The organism is Bombilactobacillus bombi (assembly GCF_013607485.1).
Lineage (GTDB): Bacteria > Bacillota > Bacilli > Lactobacillales > Lactobacillaceae > Bombilactobacillus > Bombilactobacillus bombi_A.
This window is the reverse complement of sequence record NZ_SCHP01000026.1, coordinates 1-17,166: the sequence shown is the minus strand read 5'-3', so window position 1 is coordinate 17,166 and position 17,166 is coordinate 1. Positions and strand designations below refer to the sequence as shown.

At 36.8% G+C, this 17,166-nt stretch carries 14 protein-coding genes, 1 pseudogene and 1 riboswitch; of the genes and pseudogenes, 7 read left to right on the top strand and 8 right to left on the bottom strand.

All coding sequences use genetic code 11. The annotated features are described in order from the left end of the window. Nucleotides 1-178 precede the first annotated feature (178 nt). Both EQ827_RS05955 and EQ827_RS05950 read left to right on the top strand, forming a co-directional pair. Nucleotides 179-730: a TetR/AcrR family transcriptional regulator gene (locus EQ827_RS05955; RefSeq protein WP_181190076.1), complete on the top strand. Its 552-nt coding sequence runs from the start codon at nt 179-181 to the stop codon at nt 728-730. Between the two features lie 2 nt (nt 731-732). Further along, on the top strand, nt 733-1,329 hold the full coding sequence (locus tag EQ827_RS05950; protein ID WP_181190075.1) for an NAD(P)H-dependent oxidoreductase: 597 nt from the start codon (nt 733-735) through the stop codon (nt 1,327-1,329). A 156-nt stretch (nt 1,330-1,485) separates the two neighbouring features. Here the strand turns inward: EQ827_RS05950 and EQ827_RS05945 are convergent, their stop codons facing one another. From EQ827_RS05945 to lysA, 7 genes are read right to left on the bottom strand one after another with little or no spacing between them, the layout of a single operon-like run. Continuing rightward, nucleotides 1,486-2,550 (bottom strand): aspartate-semialdehyde dehydrogenase, encoded by a 1,065-nt coding sequence (locus tag EQ827_RS05945; protein WP_219912653.1) that lies wholly within the window; start codon nt 2,548-2,550, stop codon nt 1,486-1,488. 2 nt (nt 2,551-2,552) lie between these two features. Continuing rightward, the gene (locus EQ827_RS05940) at nt 2,553-3,737 is read right to left on the bottom strand and encodes an aminotransferase class I/II-fold pyridoxal phosphate-dependent enzyme (protein WP_181190074.1); all 1,185 of its coding nucleotides are present in this window, start codon (nt 3,735-3,737) and stop codon (nt 2,553-2,555) included. Nucleotides 3,738-3,749: 12 nt separating this feature from the next. After that, a complete protein-coding gene (gene dapB / locus EQ827_RS05935; protein ID WP_181190073.1) occupies nt 3,750-4,505 on the bottom strand; it encodes a 4-hydroxy-tetrahydrodipicolinate reductase in 756 nt (251 codons plus the stop codon). Further along, nucleotides 4,505-5,431: a 4-hydroxy-tetrahydrodipicolinate synthase gene (dapA, locus tag EQ827_RS05930; RefSeq protein WP_181190072.1), complete on the bottom strand. Its 927-nt coding sequence runs from the start codon at nt 5,429-5,431 to the stop codon at nt 4,505-4,507. The genes dapB and dapA overlap by 1 nt, the downstream gene beginning before the upstream one ends. 18 nt (nt 5,432-5,449) lie before the next feature. After that, entirely contained in the window at nt 5,450-6,604 is a 1,155-nt protein-coding gene (locus EQ827_RS05925; RefSeq protein ID WP_181190071.1) for an N-acetyldiaminopimelate deacetylase, read from the bottom strand. A gap of 4 nt (nt 6,605-6,608) precedes the next feature. Beyond that, complete coding sequence (gene dapD, locus EQ827_RS05920) at nt 6,609-7,319, bottom strand: 2,3,4,5-tetrahydropyridine-2,6-dicarboxylate N-acetyltransferase (protein ID WP_181190070.1); 711 nt, start codon at nt 7,317-7,319, stop codon at nt 6,609-6,611. Nucleotides 7,320-7,321: 2 nt separating this feature from the next. After that, nucleotides 7,322-8,632, bottom strand: a complete 1,311-nt coding sequence (lysA, locus tag EQ827_RS05915) for a diaminopimelate decarboxylase (protein WP_181190069.1) — start codon at nt 8,630-8,632, stop codon at nt 7,322-7,324. A gap of 93 nt (nt 8,633-8,725) precedes the next feature. Then, nucleotides 8,726-8,904: riboswitch (Lysine riboswitch) on the bottom strand. 212 nt (nt 8,905-9,116) lie between these two features. On the opposite strand from lysA, the gene EQ827_RS05910 reads away from it, so the two are divergent. From EQ827_RS05910 to EQ827_RS05900, 3 genes are all read left to right on the top strand, one after another. After that, on the top strand, nt 9,117-10,472 hold the full coding sequence (locus tag EQ827_RS05910) for an aspartate kinase (protein ID WP_181190068.1): 1,356 nt from the start codon (nt 9,117-9,119) through the stop codon (nt 10,470-10,472). 18 nt (nt 10,473-10,490) lie between these two features. After that, a complete protein-coding gene (dapF, locus tag EQ827_RS05905; protein ID WP_181190067.1) occupies nt 10,491-11,477 on the top strand; it encodes a diaminopimelate epimerase in 987 nt (328 codons plus the stop codon). 329 nt (nt 11,478-11,806) lie between these two features. Beyond that, on the top strand, nt 11,807-14,218 hold the full coding sequence (locus tag EQ827_RS05900; protein ID WP_181190066.1) for a Xaa-Pro dipeptidyl-peptidase: 2,412 nt from the start codon (nt 11,807-11,809) through the stop codon (nt 14,216-14,218). Between the two features lie 71 nt (nt 14,219-14,289). Here the strand turns inward: EQ827_RS05900 and EQ827_RS09120 are convergent. Further along, nucleotides 14,290-14,840, bottom strand: a pseudogene (locus EQ827_RS09120) (IS30 family transposase); the annotation flags it as partial. An 828-nt stretch (nt 14,841-15,668) separates the two neighbouring features. On the opposite strand from EQ827_RS09120, the gene EQ827_RS05890 reads away from it, so the two are divergent. Both EQ827_RS05890 and EQ827_RS05885 read left to right on the top strand, forming a co-directional pair. After that, entirely contained in the window at nt 15,669-16,382 is a 714-nt protein-coding gene (locus EQ827_RS05890; RefSeq protein WP_181190064.1) for a lantibiotic protection ABC transporter ATP-binding subunit, read from the top strand. After that, entirely contained in the window at nt 16,369-17,127 is a 759-nt protein-coding gene (locus EQ827_RS05885; RefSeq protein ID WP_181190063.1) for an ABC transporter permease, read from the top strand. Before EQ827_RS05890 ends, EQ827_RS05885 begins: the two co-directional genes overlap by 14 nt. Nucleotides 17,128-17,166: the final 39 nt, after the last annotated feature.

The following is a 17,166-nucleotide window of genomic DNA, read 5'->3' as shown; positions in this document are numbered from 1 at the left end:
CGCATGGGTTCGACTTTTTTATTAGTTTTTGTATACAAACTTAAAAGTTATCAAATTTTTATTTGTGTAATTGTTTTTTTAGGATAACAGTGTTATCCTAATTGCTATTGGAGAAAATATTACTGACAAAAAGACCGCAATATAATCAATAATTGTAGATAATAAGGAGTGGATAGCAATGAGCCAAAATAATACAAAGACAAAAATTATTGATTTAACTATTCAAGAAATCAGCCAAAAATCTTGGCAAAGTTTTTCCTTACGACCACTTTTACGCCAATTAGGCCTGACTACGGGTGCCTTTTATAAGCATTTTAAAGACAAGGACGACTTGTTTAAAATTGTAAGTAAGCAATTATCTCATGATATTTATCAAAATATTTATACCAAAATTAAAACAGCTCCTAATTCTCAAGAGGCTTTGCTGCAACTGGGCTGGTCATTATTAACTTATTTTCAAGAGCAACCTGAAGTTATGGATTTTTTATTTTTTAATCCTAGTGTCAATTATCTTTATCAGAGTAATACTACTGAAGCCAATGATTTTGAATTATATAACTTAACACAACAAATTATTGTTCAATTAGTTTTTAATCCTCATGAACGCGATGAATTCTTTATTAAGATTTGGTCATTTATTCAAGGATATGGTTTTTTAATTAAAAATAAAATAGTACTGCCAGATCGCAATTTATTAAAAAGTACACTCAAACAATTTTTAGGAGAATAAATATGTTACAAAATAATATTTTAATAATCTATTGCCACCCTTACGCACATAGTTTTAATCACGCGGAACTTGCAGCAGTGCAACATAATTTACACCAACACCGACAAGAATATACTTTAATTGATTTATATGCTGATAAATTTACGCCAGTATATGATCAAGAAGAATTACGCCTTTTTCATACAGGTCAAACTCATGATCCCTTAGTAACTAAATATCTCGATTTACTACGAAATTGCCAAGGAATTGTTTTTATTACACCAATTTGGTGGAATGAAATACCCGGCATGTTAAAGGGATTTATTGATAAGGTCATGAAAGAGGGGCCGGGTTTGTCTCATACCGTTACTAAAACCGGAATAAAAGGCGAGTTAACTAATATCAAAAAAGCCTATGTCTTAACCACGTCAACTTCACCTACTTTTTATTTACGTTTGTTTGCTGGTAATGCACTTCAAAAAATCTTTATTAACAAAACCTTAAGGCAAATTGGCATTAAAAAGGCGCAGTGGCAAAATTTTGGTCATATTGGTGATTCGAGTCTTAAAAGGCGTAAAAAATACTTACGCCAATTATTACAGCAACCATTTGTTTTTTAAAACAATATGGAGTTGGGCAATTTTATGTCCAACTCCATATTTGCAGATTCTTGATTATCGTGAATCTAGTAAATTACCCTGCATTACGGCCATTAGCAAAATATTGCACACAGCTGCTGCTAATGCTATTTATATTTAACTTTCAAGTAAGTGTACTTAATTATTAGGCACTTTAACTAAATCTTTTTTAACTAACTCTTCAGCAATCTCTACAGTATTGCTGGCGGCGCCTCTTAACAGATTATCTGCCACTACCCACATTTGAAAAGCTCCAGCATTTTCCAAATCTTCCCGGATACGGCCAACAAAGGTTTCTTTTTTACCAGCTGCCGATAACGGTTGTGGATAAAGCTGCTCTTGCGGATTATCTTGCAAAACTAAACCAGGAGCTTGAGCAATTTCCTTGCGAATTTCAGCCACTGTGGCGCTTTTATCTTCTAGAGAGAAATAAATAGATTCTCCATGTCCAATTTCTACTGGTACACGCACACAAGTAGCCGTTACTTTGGCTCGAGATGAATCCTGATCATTAAATAAAATTTTCTTAGTTTCATGAATCATTTTCCATTCTTCATGACTATAACCGTCGTCTTCAAAGACATCAATTTGTGGTAACAAATTGAATGCTAACGGATAATGTTTTTTGTCAGAAGCTGTGGGCAAAATATTAGCCTTGCCCTCTTCACCATTTAAACGTGCTTGGGCTTGCTGAAGCATTTCGTTCCAAGCGGATTGCCCTGCTCCAGATACTGCTTGATAAGTGGAGACGATGATCTGTTCCAAGCCCCAGCGCTGATGCAGTGGTGCTAAAGCAGCTACCATTTGAATAGTCGAACAATTAGGGTTGGCAATAATACCGTGATGACAAGCTAATTGATCATCATTAACTCCTGGTACAATTAATGGAACTTGGTCATCCATCCGAAAAGCACTCGTGTTGTCTACACAAACAGCTCCTCGTTTAACTGCTTCCGGTAATAACTTTTTAGAGACGGCGCCACCTGCTGAAGATAGTACCAAATCGACCCCGCTAAATGAGTCAGGTGTCGCTTCTTCGACAATAATCTCGCGATTTTTAAAATGTAATTTTTTACCAGCCGACCGTTTAGAAGCTAAAAATCTCACGGTAGCAACTGGTATTTTTGACTGCTCCAATTCACTAATTAAGCGACTTCCTACCGCTCCTGTTGCTCCTAAAATAGCTACCACATATCTTTTCATAATTAATTAACCTCCATTGTTAAGAACTTTTTAATACGCTGCATTGCCAGATGGAGATTCTCATCACTGGTAGCATAAGAAAAACGTATATAACCTTGGCCGCCTTCACCAAAGGCACTGCCAGGAGTGCCACCAACTTTAGCCTTAGTTGCTAAATCCCAGGCAAAGGCCTCATCATCTTGGTGATAAGCTGCTGGAATTTTCACAAAAATATAAAAGGCCCCTTCACTTGCGATAGCTTCTAAGCCCATTTCTTGTAATGATTGCATTACATAATCTCGTCTTTTTTGATAGATTTTACGAGCAGCAAGAGGATCAGCATCACCATTTACAAGTGCTTCAGTGGCTGCGGCTTGGGCCGGATTAGAGGGCGCCGTTACCAAAAAAGCATGCATTTTTTTAATGATTTTAATTAGTTGCTCAGGACCAGTAACATAACCAATCCGATAACCTGTCATCGCATGAGATTTAGAAACTCCATTAATTAATAAAGTTCGCTCTGGGACGTAACGGGCAATGGACACATGCTCTTTTTCATAAGTTAATTCACTATAAATTTCATCCGAAATTACATATAAGTGATGCTTTTGAATGATGGCAGCCAATTGTTGTAAAACATCATCCGAATATTCACGGCCAGTTGGATTAGTCGGATAATTAAGTAAAATTGCTTTTGCTTGTGGATGTTGCTGTAAAGTTTGCTCTAAAGCGGTAGGTGTTAATACAAAGTTACTATTAGAAGTGTCAATCGCAACTAACTGGGCTTTTGTATATTGAATTATTGGAAAATATAAGGCATAAGAAGGCGTGGGAACAATTATTTGGTCTCCTGGTTGAAATAAGGCCAGCATAGTTGCCGTAATAGCTTCAGTTGCCCCAACGGTCACTACAACCTCCTTTTCAAAATTGTATTTTAATTTCTGAGAGCGATATAAGTAGTTAGCAATTGCTTTTCGCAATTCTGGTTTGCCGGCTTGGGCAGAATAGTGTGAATCATTGGCGATAATACTTTGAACCGCTGCCTCTTTGACATGTTCGGGAGTATTTAAATCTGGTTCCCCTAAAGTTAATTTAACTAAATCAGGAATCTTCTCAACTTTTTGTGCAAAGGCTCTAATTCCTGATGGAGCAATATTTTCTAAACGTGTATGTGTTATTTGATCTAAGTCAGCAGCTAATTGCGGCATATTTTAAACCCCTTATAATAAATTTTCTAATCCTACTAATAGTTCATTTAAATCTAATACTTTATTTAAAGCTAGTTGTACTCCTTGCATAAAAGAAGAGCGATCAAAAGAATCCTGACGAATAGTTAAGGCTTCCCCGACCCCGCCAAACAAGACCTGTTCGTGAGCAAGATAGCCTGGCAAACGTACTGAATGCACTTTAACACCATCATAATCAGCTCCGCGAGCAGCACTAGCACTTTCAGGAACATCAGGATTTTTTTTTCGACTTTGAGCAATTAATTGGGCGGTACTAATAGCAGTTCCTGATGGAGCATCTAATTTATCTTGATGATGCATTTCAATAACTTCCGCATCTGGAAAATACTGGGCAGCCTCTTGGGCAAATTTCATCAATAAAACCGCCGATAATCCAAAATTAGGAACAATAATTCCCCCCAGATGTTGTTCTTTTGCCAAAGATTGTAATTGCTGAATTTGGTCATTAGCTAAGCCGCTGGTTCCAACTATGGGGTGCATTTGGTGTTCAAGCGCAAACTTAGTATTTTGAAAAACCGCTTGAGGCGTAGTAAAATCAATCCAAATATCAGCTTGAATATCAATATCTGCCAACTCATCAAAAACTGCGGTCTCTGCCGGTAAATCCGAACATTGGCTTGCTTGAGGCGCAAAGGCTCCCACTAATTGACAATCTTGCTGTTTTTGAACTAGTTGTGCTGTTTTTTGACCCATTGAGCCAGTTATACCGGCAATAATAACTCTTTTCATTATTCATCGACTCCTAATTCTGCAGGCAAATGCTGGGTTAAAGCATTCGCCGGTAAATTCAAAGCCGCAGCTAACTGCTGCTTTTCAGCATCGTTTAAATCAACAATTGGCAAACGGCAACTTCCACTCGCAAAACCTTGGGCAGTTAACACTGCTTTTACAGGAGAAGGCGATGGATACATAAATAAGGCCTGCATTTTAGGCATTAAGCGACGCTGTAACTGCCCCGCAGCGGCTACATGTCCTTTATTTAATTCATCATACATTGTACGCATCGTACTACCATAAATATGGGCAGCTACTGAAATCACTCCCCACGCCCCTAAAATTTTTGCTGTTAAGGCTTGTGAATCTTCGCCGGTATATACCATAAAATCTGGAGCGGCATGTTCTACGATATATTCTAAATCTTCTAAATCAGTACACTGTTTAACACCAGCAATTTTCGGATTATGAGAAAGTTCCACAATAGTTTGTTTGGCAATTGTAATGCCAGTTCTACCAGGAATGTTATAAATCATCAAAGGTATTTGGGAATTTTTGGCGACAGCCTCAAAGTGAGCTTTGATTCCTCGCTGATTTGGTTTATTGTAATACGGCGCTACGACTAAGGCGAGATCAATGCCTTTAATTTGACTAACTTCGTGGGTAAAATCACTGGTCTGCCGGGTGTTATTGCTGCCAGTCCCCGCAATGACCGGCACCCGTCCTGCAACCATTTGTGCAAAGCGTGTATATAACTCGATTTTTTCATCATGAGTCATTGTAGCAGCTTCGCCGGTAGTACCTCCAACCACAAATCCACGTGTGCCAGTTGCCAAAAGATGTTCAATTAACTGTTCTAATCCAGGATAATCTACTTCACCACTAGCTGTAAAGGGTGTAATAATTGCTGTCATTAAATCAGCATTTTTAAAGTCAACCATTTTTATTTCCTCCTTTAATTAGTTCGTCTGCATATGTTGCTTGAAAAAACCAATCATAGCTTTGACTCCCGCTGTAATCGCAGTTTCTCGCGGATTGAATGTTGCCGAATGTAGCTGTGAGCTGTCTTGCACCCCTAGCCAAAACATTGTTCCTGGAAATTGTGCCAATAAATAGCCAAAGTCTTCGCCAGTCATGGCCGGTTGGGTTTCTTGATAATGAATTTCCGGATTATTCTGCATATAATCAATAAATTCAGCTGTTAAACGGGGATTATTTTCGACAGGCCAATAGCCTCCCTGATGTAGTTGAATATTTACTTGAGCGTCAAAACTGCGAGCAATGCCGGACCCTACTTCTTGCAAGCGCTGGTCGATGTGTTCAATCATTTTTTGCGTTAGTCCGCGAATGGTTCCTTCCAAATGAGCCTGACCGGCAATAACATTACGAATTGTCCCAGCTTGAATTTTGCCAATTGTAATTACGCCGCCCTCAATTGGGTCAACATTGCGTGAAATAATAGTCTGTATCTGCATAATCAACGCCGCGGATGCGACCACCATATCTTTGGCTTGTTGAGGATAAGCAGCATGTCCGCCTTGGCCAATCAGATCAATATCAATTTCAGTTGTACCTGCAAACAAAGTTCCCATCCGACAGCCAATCGTCCCGGCCGCTAAATCTGGCGTTACATGCAGCGCATAAAATTCATCGGGACGCCAAGCGCCTTCAAAAACTCCTTGTTCATAGGCCAATTTGCCACCATTTTGACTTTCTTCAGCTGGCTGAAAAAAGAATAACAAATTATCTTGGGGCTGATGTTCACTAAAATAATTTAAAATACCTAAAGCTACAGTCATATGTAAATCATGACCACAGGCGTGCATTTTCCCTGAATATTTTGAAGCAAACTCCAAACCTGTTGCTTCTTGTACTGGTAGACCATCCATATCGGCGCGATAGCCAATAGTTTTTTGCGGATGCGACCCCTGTACTAAAACTAATAGGGCGGTCGGTGATTGTGGTACTGTACGAATTTGTAAATATTGTTGATTAAATTGAGCAATCACTTTTTGTAAAAATTGGTGCGTTTGATGTTCTTGTAAAGCTAATTCCGGTATTTGATGGAGCTGACGGCGAATCTGAATTAGTTGTTCTGCAGTTAATATTGCCATATCCTCACAACTTTCTTAAATCTTTTTCAATCGCTGTCTTTTGGGCAGTCTGTTGATCATTAGTCTTAACAAATTGTGCTGGCACTCCGGCAACTACTGTATTAGCGGGGACATCTTTAGTCACAACTGCCCCGGCAGCTACTACTGCTTTCGCACCGATTTGTACTCCTTCTAAAATAACAGCATTAGCACCAATTAAAACATTATCACCAATTGTGACTGGCTGCGCAGATGCTGGTTCTATCACCCCGGCAACTACCGCCCCGGCGCCAACGTGCGTATTGGCTCCAATTACAGCGCGTCCGCCTAATACGGCATTCATATCAATCATAGCACCCGGACCAATTTCAGCACCAATATTAATTACTGCTCCCATCATAATAACTGCATTATCCCCAATAGTTACATGATCACGAATAATAGCACCCGGCTCAATTCGGGCCTTAATATCTTTGGTATCTAATAAGGACACTGCTGAATTACGACTCCAGCTTTCTATTTGGTAATCAACAATTTCTTTTGCATGTTGCTCAATAAAAGGCTTCAAAACTGCCCAATCACCAAAGACCACCCCGCTAGTTGTTTCGGTAAAGCTCTTAACTTCTTGAGGCCAGGTTAACTGAGATAATTGGCCTTTAACATAGATTTTGACCGGAGTTTTTTTGGGTGCAGTACCAATAAAATTAATAATTTCTGCAGCACTTAAGTGTTTCATTTTTAATCATCCTTTTTTAAATGGTAAAAGCAGTCATTTCTAACTAAATCCGCATAGCTTTCGCGCTTAATCACGATTTGAGATTGTTGATTTTCTACAAAGACTACCGCTGGCCGACCAACACGATTATAATTAGAGGCCATACTATAACCATAGGCTCCGGTAGCTAAAACGGCGATAATATCTCCTGAATGGGTTACAGGCAAATTTAGTGAATCAATTAAAATATCACCAGATTCGCAATACCGCCCCGCCAAACGTACTTCTTCTTGTGGTTCTTGCAGAGGTGCCCGCGCCAAAACCGCTTCATATTGGGCTTGATAAAGTGCAGGTCTAATATTATCACCCATCCCACCATCAACACTAATATATGGCCGCAAATTAGGAACATCTTTACGGGCACCAATAGTATAAAGACTATAACCAGCAGATCCGACAATCGAGCGTCCTGGTTCAATCCAAATTGTAGGAATTTTTAAATTAAACTTTTGCGCATTGGTGCGAACAGTTTGGCTGATAGCATGGATAAAAGTAGCCGGAGTCAAGGGGGTGTCAGCTTGAGTATAACTAATGCCAAAACCGCCACCTAAGTTCAAAATATCTGGTTGATATTGATATTTTTGTGACCAGTCAGACACCAGTTGCATTAATTTTTGTATTTCTAATTCAAAACCATCCACTTCTAAAATTTGTGATCCGATGTGAGCATGCAGACCAATTAACTGCATTTGTGGATTTGACAACACTTGAACTAAAGCCTTTTCTGCTTGTCCACTCCGAATGTCAAACCCAAATTTACTATCTTCTTGACCAGTTTGAACATATTGATGAGTATGTGCACTAATGCCCGGCGTAACCCTCAGCATTACCTTAATTTTTTTCTTAGTTGACTGTAAAATCTGACTCAATAATTCAATCTCATAAAAATTATCAAGAATGATGGCACCGACTTGATTTTGTACAGCTAAAAGTAATTCTTGATAAGTCTTATTATTACCATGAAAACTGACTTTAGACATTGGAAAATCTGCCTGCATGGCGGTAAATAACTCGCCACCAGATACAACATCAATATGACCGCCCAATTGTTTAATCAATTGGTACATAGCAATCGCAGAAAAAGCCTTGCTAGCATAACTAATGGCATAATCTAAATTTTCTTTGATAAAAGCATCTTGAAAGGCCTGATATTGTTGCCGAATTTGTGCTACATCATAAACTACTAAAGGTGTTTTATACTCTTTAGCCAGCTCCAAAGCGTCTAAACCGCCAATTGTTAAATGTCCTTGAGTATTAGTTTGAAATTCCGGCATCCAACCACCTCCATTAATTTTTAGCATAAAAAAACTCTTTTGCGCAGCTGCAAACAAAAGAGTCCCTCAAATAATTTTATTCTCTGGTATCAATTTTGTCGATAGCGCTCCGCAAATTAAAATTTGCGACAGTCCACAATTTATTAGATTGTGTCCCAGCTAATTAATTACTGCAATAATTAACGCTTCGGCAATCGCCCCTTTTGCTAGATTCTACACTCTTGCAGGAGTTCCGCTAGCTAATCATGTTGATTGCGACCTCTTCGATTAATAAAAATCTTATTATTAATTAATGCTAAAGTCAATAGTTTTAATAATTTATTAATCAAAAAGTGAATAAATTTTTCGCATCCTTTTCTAAAAGCCTATTCCAGCTGGAGTCTAGAGCAATGTTAATAATTAGCTGTTGCCAAATTAGATTAAAATGTTAAAATTCAAGCTAATCATATTTAAACTATTTTAATCCAGAAGAAAGGTATTGTTTATGAAAGTTGTAAAATTTGGCGGTAGTTCCTTGGCCAATGGGGAACAATTTCAAAAAGTAATTAATATTATTCACGCAGATCCTGCAAGGAAATTAATTGTCACGTCAGCTCCAGGTAAAAGATTTACCGGAGATACAAAAGTAACAGATTTATTAATTAAATACGCCCAAACTGTCATCCAACAAGAAAATTATACAGCAATCATGGAGCAAATTTGGTCACGTTATCAAGAAATTGCTGATTATTTTGCAATTTCACAAAAATTATTACTACCTTTAAAAACAGAGCTTAAGGATTTAGCTGTTAATACTTATAGTAATACTGATTATCTAATGGCGGCCTTTAAAGCCCATGGCGAAAAAATTAATGCTCAGCTGTTAACTATAATTTTACAGCAGCAAAATATCTCAGCTCGCTTTTTGGATCCGCAAACAGCAGGCTTATTAGTCAGTGATGTTGCTAATGACGCCCAAGTGCTAGATCAAACCTATCTGAATTTAAAGCAGTGGCAACATGTCCAAGATTTGCTGATTGTACCCGGTTTTTACGGGGTTACCCATAAGGGACAGATTGCTACTTTTTCTCGGGGCGGATCAGACATTACCGGAGCCATTTGGGCTCGTGGTTTACAAGCAGAGCTTTATGAAAATTTCACCGATGTGAACGCTATTTATGCTGCTAGCCCTCAAATTGTCAAACAGCCAACAGCAATTAAAGTTATGACTTATCGGGAACTTCGAGAATTATCATATGCTGGATTTTCTGTTTTTCATGATGAAGCTTTGATTCCAGCAATTGAAGGTCAAATTCCCATCAACGTTAAGAATACTAATCACCCTAACCTGCCAGGCACTATGATTGTTCCAGAACAACACTTTCATCCCCAAAATATTATTACTGGAGTTGCCAGTTCTAATCATTTTGCGGCCTTATATTTGCATCGTTATTTATTAAATAAAGAAGTCGGTTTCACTTTGAAATTACTGCAAATTTTTTATCAATATAATATTTCTTATGAACATATGCCTTCTGGAATTGATGATTTAACGGTAATTTTTGACAAACGTCAATTTACAGAAAAATTACGCCAACAGTTGTGTCAAGAAGTGAAAGCAGTTTTAAAACCGGATTATCTTGAATGGATTGACGACTATGCGATTATTATGGTTGTCGGTGAAGGTATGCGTAATAAAATTGGCGTAATGAATCAAATTACTCAGCCCTTAGCGAAGAATCATGTTGCTATTCATATGATTAACCAAGGCGCCTCAAGAATTTCCATTATGCTGGGTACTAAACAAGCTGATGCTGCTATTACGGTATCGCAAATTTATCAACAATTTTTCAATCATTAAATAAAGGAGTACAGAAAAATGGTGAAACTGCAAAAAGTTCATGGATCCCAGAATCAATTTTTTTTACTTGATCAAACTACTCTGCAACAACCGCTTACCGAAAACGAATTGATTACTTTAACAAGGCACTTAACTAATGTTCACACTGGAATACTAGGAGGTGCTGATGGGCTCTTAGTAGTTAGTCAATCGCAGCATCCAAAAGCTTTAGGTAAAATGCAAGTAATCAACACTGATGGTACTATTGCTTCCATGTGTGGCAATGGCTTACGTACTGTAGGGCGTTACTTAGCTGAAAAATATCATCAAAAAGATTTTATCGTTGAAACCGCGCAAGCCGACTTACAAGTTAGCTGCCAGCCAGATTGGTCAGCCAATGTTAAAGCTATGAGTGTAGAAATTAGCCCTGTTAGTTTTGAAGCTTCCGACCTTCCCTTTACTAATTTAGGTACCAATCAGCTCATTAATACTGCAGTACCAGTTTTAGCAACAGATTTAAAATTTACTGCGGTAGCAGTACCTAATCCCCATTTGATTAGTTTTGTCAGTGCTGATACTTTAGAAAGTAACCTGCTTGAACATCTCGGGACTAAATTAAATCAACCAAATCCATATTTTCCTGATGGGGTTAATGTGAGCTTTGCAAGAATTATTAATGAAAAGACACTTTTTGTAAGGACTTTTGAACGTGGAGTTGGTTTTACTAATGCTTGCGGTACTGGAATGTCGGCTACCAGTTTAGCTTTTGCCTTGAATAATCCCTCAGCAAATATTTTTGATCAACTACTAACAATTTATAATCCTGGCGGCTATGTCCAAACTCGTGTCCATCAAAATGACGATAATTATTGGATTGAACTTATTGGAAATGCCACCATTACTCATTATTTAGAGATAGATGAAGCAGATTTACATCATAATCTTACGCCTCATAATATTAAAATTACAGCAACCTCCGAAGATGCGGCCTATCGCCACTTTATTGCCCAACACGAAGGTTATTAAATTAGACAAATAAAATAAATATCTTTCGGCTGCGATTGCAAATCAGTCAGCAATTGCCAACCATGAGAACCAATTGCCATAGTAGGAGATTCAATATGCTGGATAAAAATTATCGGTTGCTGCTGTTGTCGATAAATAGCTATTCGCTGATTAACTACCGTGACTACTTGCCGACAATGAGCAATTTGTGCTCATTCATTTTGCAAATCAATCACAATTAATGCTTGAGCCATTTAATTATCTCCTCATAAATTATTGTTATTATGGCACGTTCAAAAGTTTTAGCCAAGTATCAATAGCAGTATACTGTTAATAAACAGGAGGTTTTTATGAAATTAAATCAATTTGCGATTAAACCTACAACGCTGGCACAAGAAATTAACGAATTAAAAAGAATCAAATTTATTTCTGATGATTTTTTAAAGTCAACACCTCAACAAGCATTACAGCAACTTTTACAGGCTAGTTTTCCTGAATTGACAACTGCCACAGCCCAAAAGGAACAATTAAAAACTTTAATGGCCACTTCAAAACAAAATGCTGCAGAATATTTGCAGCAGCCTATTGTAAATTCTCAAGCCTTTTACAATCTCTATTTTCAATTATTAGGCTTTGAAGTAGGACAAGATTTTGATTTAGACCAGCCACTAAAAATCAACTCTCAACTCCATTATCCCCAATTTAAGAACACACAATTAACTACCCCAGAATTAGCGCATGGTTGGTACCAGCTTTTAATTACCCACACCGTTCATGGACAAACATTTTTAGATGAACTTACAAGCCGGGGCTATTTTCAAAAATTAGCGCTCGATCCACAAACAGAACGACCGCTAATTTTTAATGGGAAGGCTCAAGCAGTTTATGATACGCAAAAATTAATTCATGAAGTAGTATATGTTGAAGCAAGTCTTGACAGTGATCATGATGGTCAAAGAGATTTACTAAAAGTTGAAATTGTTCGTCCACACGAATCTAATCAACAACCGGTTCCAGCTCTTTATACAGCATCGCCTTATAATCAAGGAACCAATGACATTGCCGGCGAAAAAATGACACATAATGTTAATGTAGCTTTACAGCCAAAAACAACCACAAATTCTACATTAAACTCTCATGTCTCTTCAACTCTTCCCCTGCCGCAAGCTCGGGTCAACAAAGGACAAACTACCCAGGCACAAGCAAGTTTTGGCAATAGTTTTAGTTATAGTCTGAATGACTATTTTTTGGCGCGGGGTTTTGCAGTCGTCTATGCAGCAGGAATCGGAACTAAAGATTCTCAGGGCTTGCGTACTTGTGGTGATGAGCAGGAAACTAAGTCCACAACTGCTATTATTGAATGGCTCAATGGAAGTCGCCAAGCCTTTACTGATAAAACCCAACAAATTAGCATTACTGCATGGTGGTGTAATCATCATATTGCAATGACCGGACGTTCATATTTAGGAACGTTAGCAATAGCCGCTGCTACTAGTGGTGTTGCTGGATTAAAAACAATTATTGCCGAAGCAGCAATCTCAAGTTGGTATGATTATTATCGTGAAAATGGCCTAGTAGTAGCCCCCGGCGGGTTTCCCGGTGAAGATGCTGATGTCTTGGCTGAAGAAACTTTTTCACGGCAAAAACAGGCGGGCGATTTTTATCAAATACAATCAACTTGGCAACAGCACTTACAAAAATTAACTCACGATCAAGAACGTTCTACTGGTAACTATAATGATTTTTGGGATCAACGAAATTACCGCAACGATATTGACCATATTACAGCAGACATAGTTATTGTTCATGGCCTAAATGATTGGAATGTTAAACCCAAGAATGCTTATAAATTTTGGCATGCTCTTAAAAATCTGCCAATAACAAAAAAACTCATATTGCACCAAGGACCGCATATTTATATTAATAACTTTCGTTCATTAGATTACACCGATATGATGAATCTATGGCTTACCCATGAATTATACGAAATTGATAATCAGGCTGAAAAGATTTTGCCGGATGTTTTAATTCAAGATAATGCTGCAGCAGAAACCTGGCATCAGCAAACCGATTGGGGCAGTCTTAATAATTCAAAACAGATATTTTATTTACAAGATGACCAATTGCAAACTAAACCAGTGCCCCCAGATTTAGCACCACAAAGATATTGTGATTATTTAATTCCCGATAAATTTCATTACTACACTCAGCATCTAGATAGTTGGCAAGCAGCTCTCATGCAGAATGATTCTGACTTAGCAGCAACACGGCTAATTTTTAAAACAGTAAAACAAACTAAACCACTAGTTCTAGATGGGCGCCCACAAGTTCGATTGCGAATTGCTAGTGATCAAAACGTCGGACTTTTAAGCTGTCGCTTAGTTGATTATGGTGATTGTCAACGCCTAACAAAATTGCCGCAGACTTTAGAAACACAGGCTTTTGATCTAGGCTATCATTACCAAAAAGAAGATTTACGTGAATACCAGTTAGCACGTTCTAAAAGCTCATTCCAGCTGATTACTCTCGGACATATGAATTTACAAAATCGACAGAGTCGTACACGAGTCGTACCCATTGTTCCCGGTGAGTTTTATGAGGTCAATCTAACCTTACAACCAACACATTACCGCTTACTTCCAGGGCATCAGCTGGGACTGATAATTTATGCGACTGATTTTGCAATGACAATCAGAGGTAATCAGGCAATCACTTACCAAATTGATTGTACTCATTCACAATTAATCTTGCCTATTAGTTAATAAAATAATTTTAAATACCAAAAATACCAGAGTAAAATTGCTCTGGTTTTTTTATAAGGCAGATTACAAGTTTAATCAGAACAAGCTCTAAAAACTTCAATGACAGTCCGATAATTGTGCAGCTTTAAAGGCCGATTATTGATCAGTTCAACAGCTTCCAACACTTGATCAGCAGTCACTTGCTCAAAGCTCGTTTTCTTCGGAAAGAACCGGCGCAGCTTGCGGTTAAAATACTCATTGCTGCCCCCGTTCCCAAGGTGAATAAGGATGACAGAAATAAGCAGTTAAGCCATAATACTGTTCCAAGCTTTGATACTTGGCAAATTCTTTACCATGATCTACCGTAATGGCTTTTCACTGTGCTGCCAAAACGCTGCATAAAGCTCACAAAAGCCTGGTTTAAAGACTGGTCCGTACGATCTGGAGCTTTCAGAGCCCAAAGTAAGCGACTGCTGCATTCGACAAACGTCACTAAACAAGCCTTACTTTGCCCACGACTGGATAAAACCGTATCGACTTCCCAATGACCAAACTCTGGCCGTTGCTCAATACTGGTGCCGGTTTGATATTGTCCACGTGTCTCTTGGCAGCGCTGGCGGCGCCAGTTGCGATCAGGCAGGTCCTCTGGCAATCAAAAGTTAATTTATCTTATTGGAGTAAAAGAGCTCTCGCTCCGCGGTCAAACTGTGATAAAGTAGTAGTTCCCAAAGTAATCTCTACTTTCATGGTTTGTGTCGTAACTACCATTGTAAAGGAATTACTTTGAGTTTTTTAGATTAATGCTGTTTGGATTAATTATAGAACCTGCGATTTATTTTTATCACTTTATGTTATAATATGCATAATAACGTTTGAGGATATTACATAAAAAGTCCTGAATAGACTAGACTTTGGAGAAGTGAAGTCTGCATCATATTATCATTAGTTTAACCAACCAGCAGACATTTGACAATTCCTACCTAGATTATTGATGTTAGTCTTGACGTTGCTTTATCAACGGTTTGTTCTTTTAGCTATTAAAAAGCGTATTAATATTCAGATATTTAAGCTGACCGATGTCCAACCATTAACTTTTAACTTTTAACTTTATTATGGCGGCAAAAATTACCAATCAGCACATTTATTAGCTAGTCAGGCTATTTGAATTAGCCATTAAAACAAAAGTTAGCGTTGTAAGAGATTAATTTTTTGGTGTCGAATCGTAAAAATATGCAATCAGATTCTCAAGTTAATAATTAATATTAAAGTAGCTACACCACCATTTGGAATAATCTTTGTGGTATTAAACATAATCTTGCTCTTTCCCTAGCTGGGTTACACACAAGGTTAAAACAATGTTTATTGTGGATACTATCAAAAAATTAACAAGCACTACGTGTATGTTCCTAGATATATGTATAATTTAGGTATTTATTAAATTGACTATAAAATTATAAAATGGAGATAAAATTTGAATAACATTTTGGAAACAAATAATTTAACAAAAAAAATTAAAAAAAATGAAATATTACATGGTGTTTCGATTCATGTTGCTGAAAACTCTGTCTATGGGCTTTTAGGACCCAATGGAGCTGGAAAATCCACTTTGCTAAAAATATTAACAGGTGCATGGAATAAAACCTCTGGTGAAATTTTATTTGAAGGTAAATTATGGAATAAAAATGTATTAAAAAGAATCGGTGCTATGATTGAAGGCCCTGCAATCTATCCTAATTTAACAGCTTATGAAAATTTAAAAATATTAACTATATTATTAGATATTAGAGAAAGTAGAATTGATGAAGTCTTAACTATAGTAAAATTACAACAAGCTAAAAACAAATTAGTTAAAAATTTTTCTCTAGGTATGAAACAACGGCTTGGTATCGGTATGGCTATGATAAACTCACCGAAACTTCTAATTTTAGATGAACCTACAAACGGTTTGGATCCTATTGGAATACAAGAATTAAGAGATTATATAATTTCATTATCAAGAGAAGGAAAAACCGTTATAGTTTCTAGTCACATACTTACTGAAGTACAACAAATATCAGATAAAATAGGAATAATTGTTAATGGCTATTTAAAATATGAATCTGAAAATCAAAAGGGAACAAATAATCTTGAAAATATCTTTATGCAAACTATAAAAGAGGAAAAATTAAAAAATGATTATTCATGAAATTAAAACAGAATTATTAAAAGAAAAAAGATCTGCAAATAGTAAGCTTTTAATTATTGTTCCTATTATTTTTGCTCTTTTTAGTTTAGTAATGAACCTATTAATGGGGCCAAGCCCTAATGGAAGAAGCAATTTTGTAGCAGCAGCATTTAATTGGTATCCATTAATGATTCTACCTTCTATTATTTCATTGTTTGTGTGTAATATAATAAATAAAGAATATAGTCATCATATTATATTAAATAAAATGTGTGACTATAAGTTAATTAATTTTTATCTATCAAAGTGTTTTGTAGTAGTAATAGAAACCGCTATAATTATACTAATTTCCTCTGTACTGACTTTTATTATCTGCAAACTACTTGGCCAATATATACTATTAAGCCAGCTATTGATGGCTAGTTTGGCATTACTAATTGGAAGCATACCAATAATGTTAATTAGTTTTATTTTAAAATATGTTTTCAACAATATATTTGTTATTATCATAAATTTTATTGCAGGACTTGCAGCTTCCATTGTTTCAACTAGTAAGTTATGGATTTTATATCCATGGAGTCTTAATTTGAGGTTCATGGCTTCTATCCTGAAAATTCATCCTAACGGTACTTTTTTAAAGTCAACGGATAAGCTTGCACAAGTAATAAATACACCTAATATATTAGTTATTTCTGTTTTGGATTGTTTGTTTCTTTTAATTTTTTATATTTATATAATAAATCTAAAAAAGGACAAATCTGAATGATTAAAATAATATATGCACAATTTTTAAAAACTAAAAGGC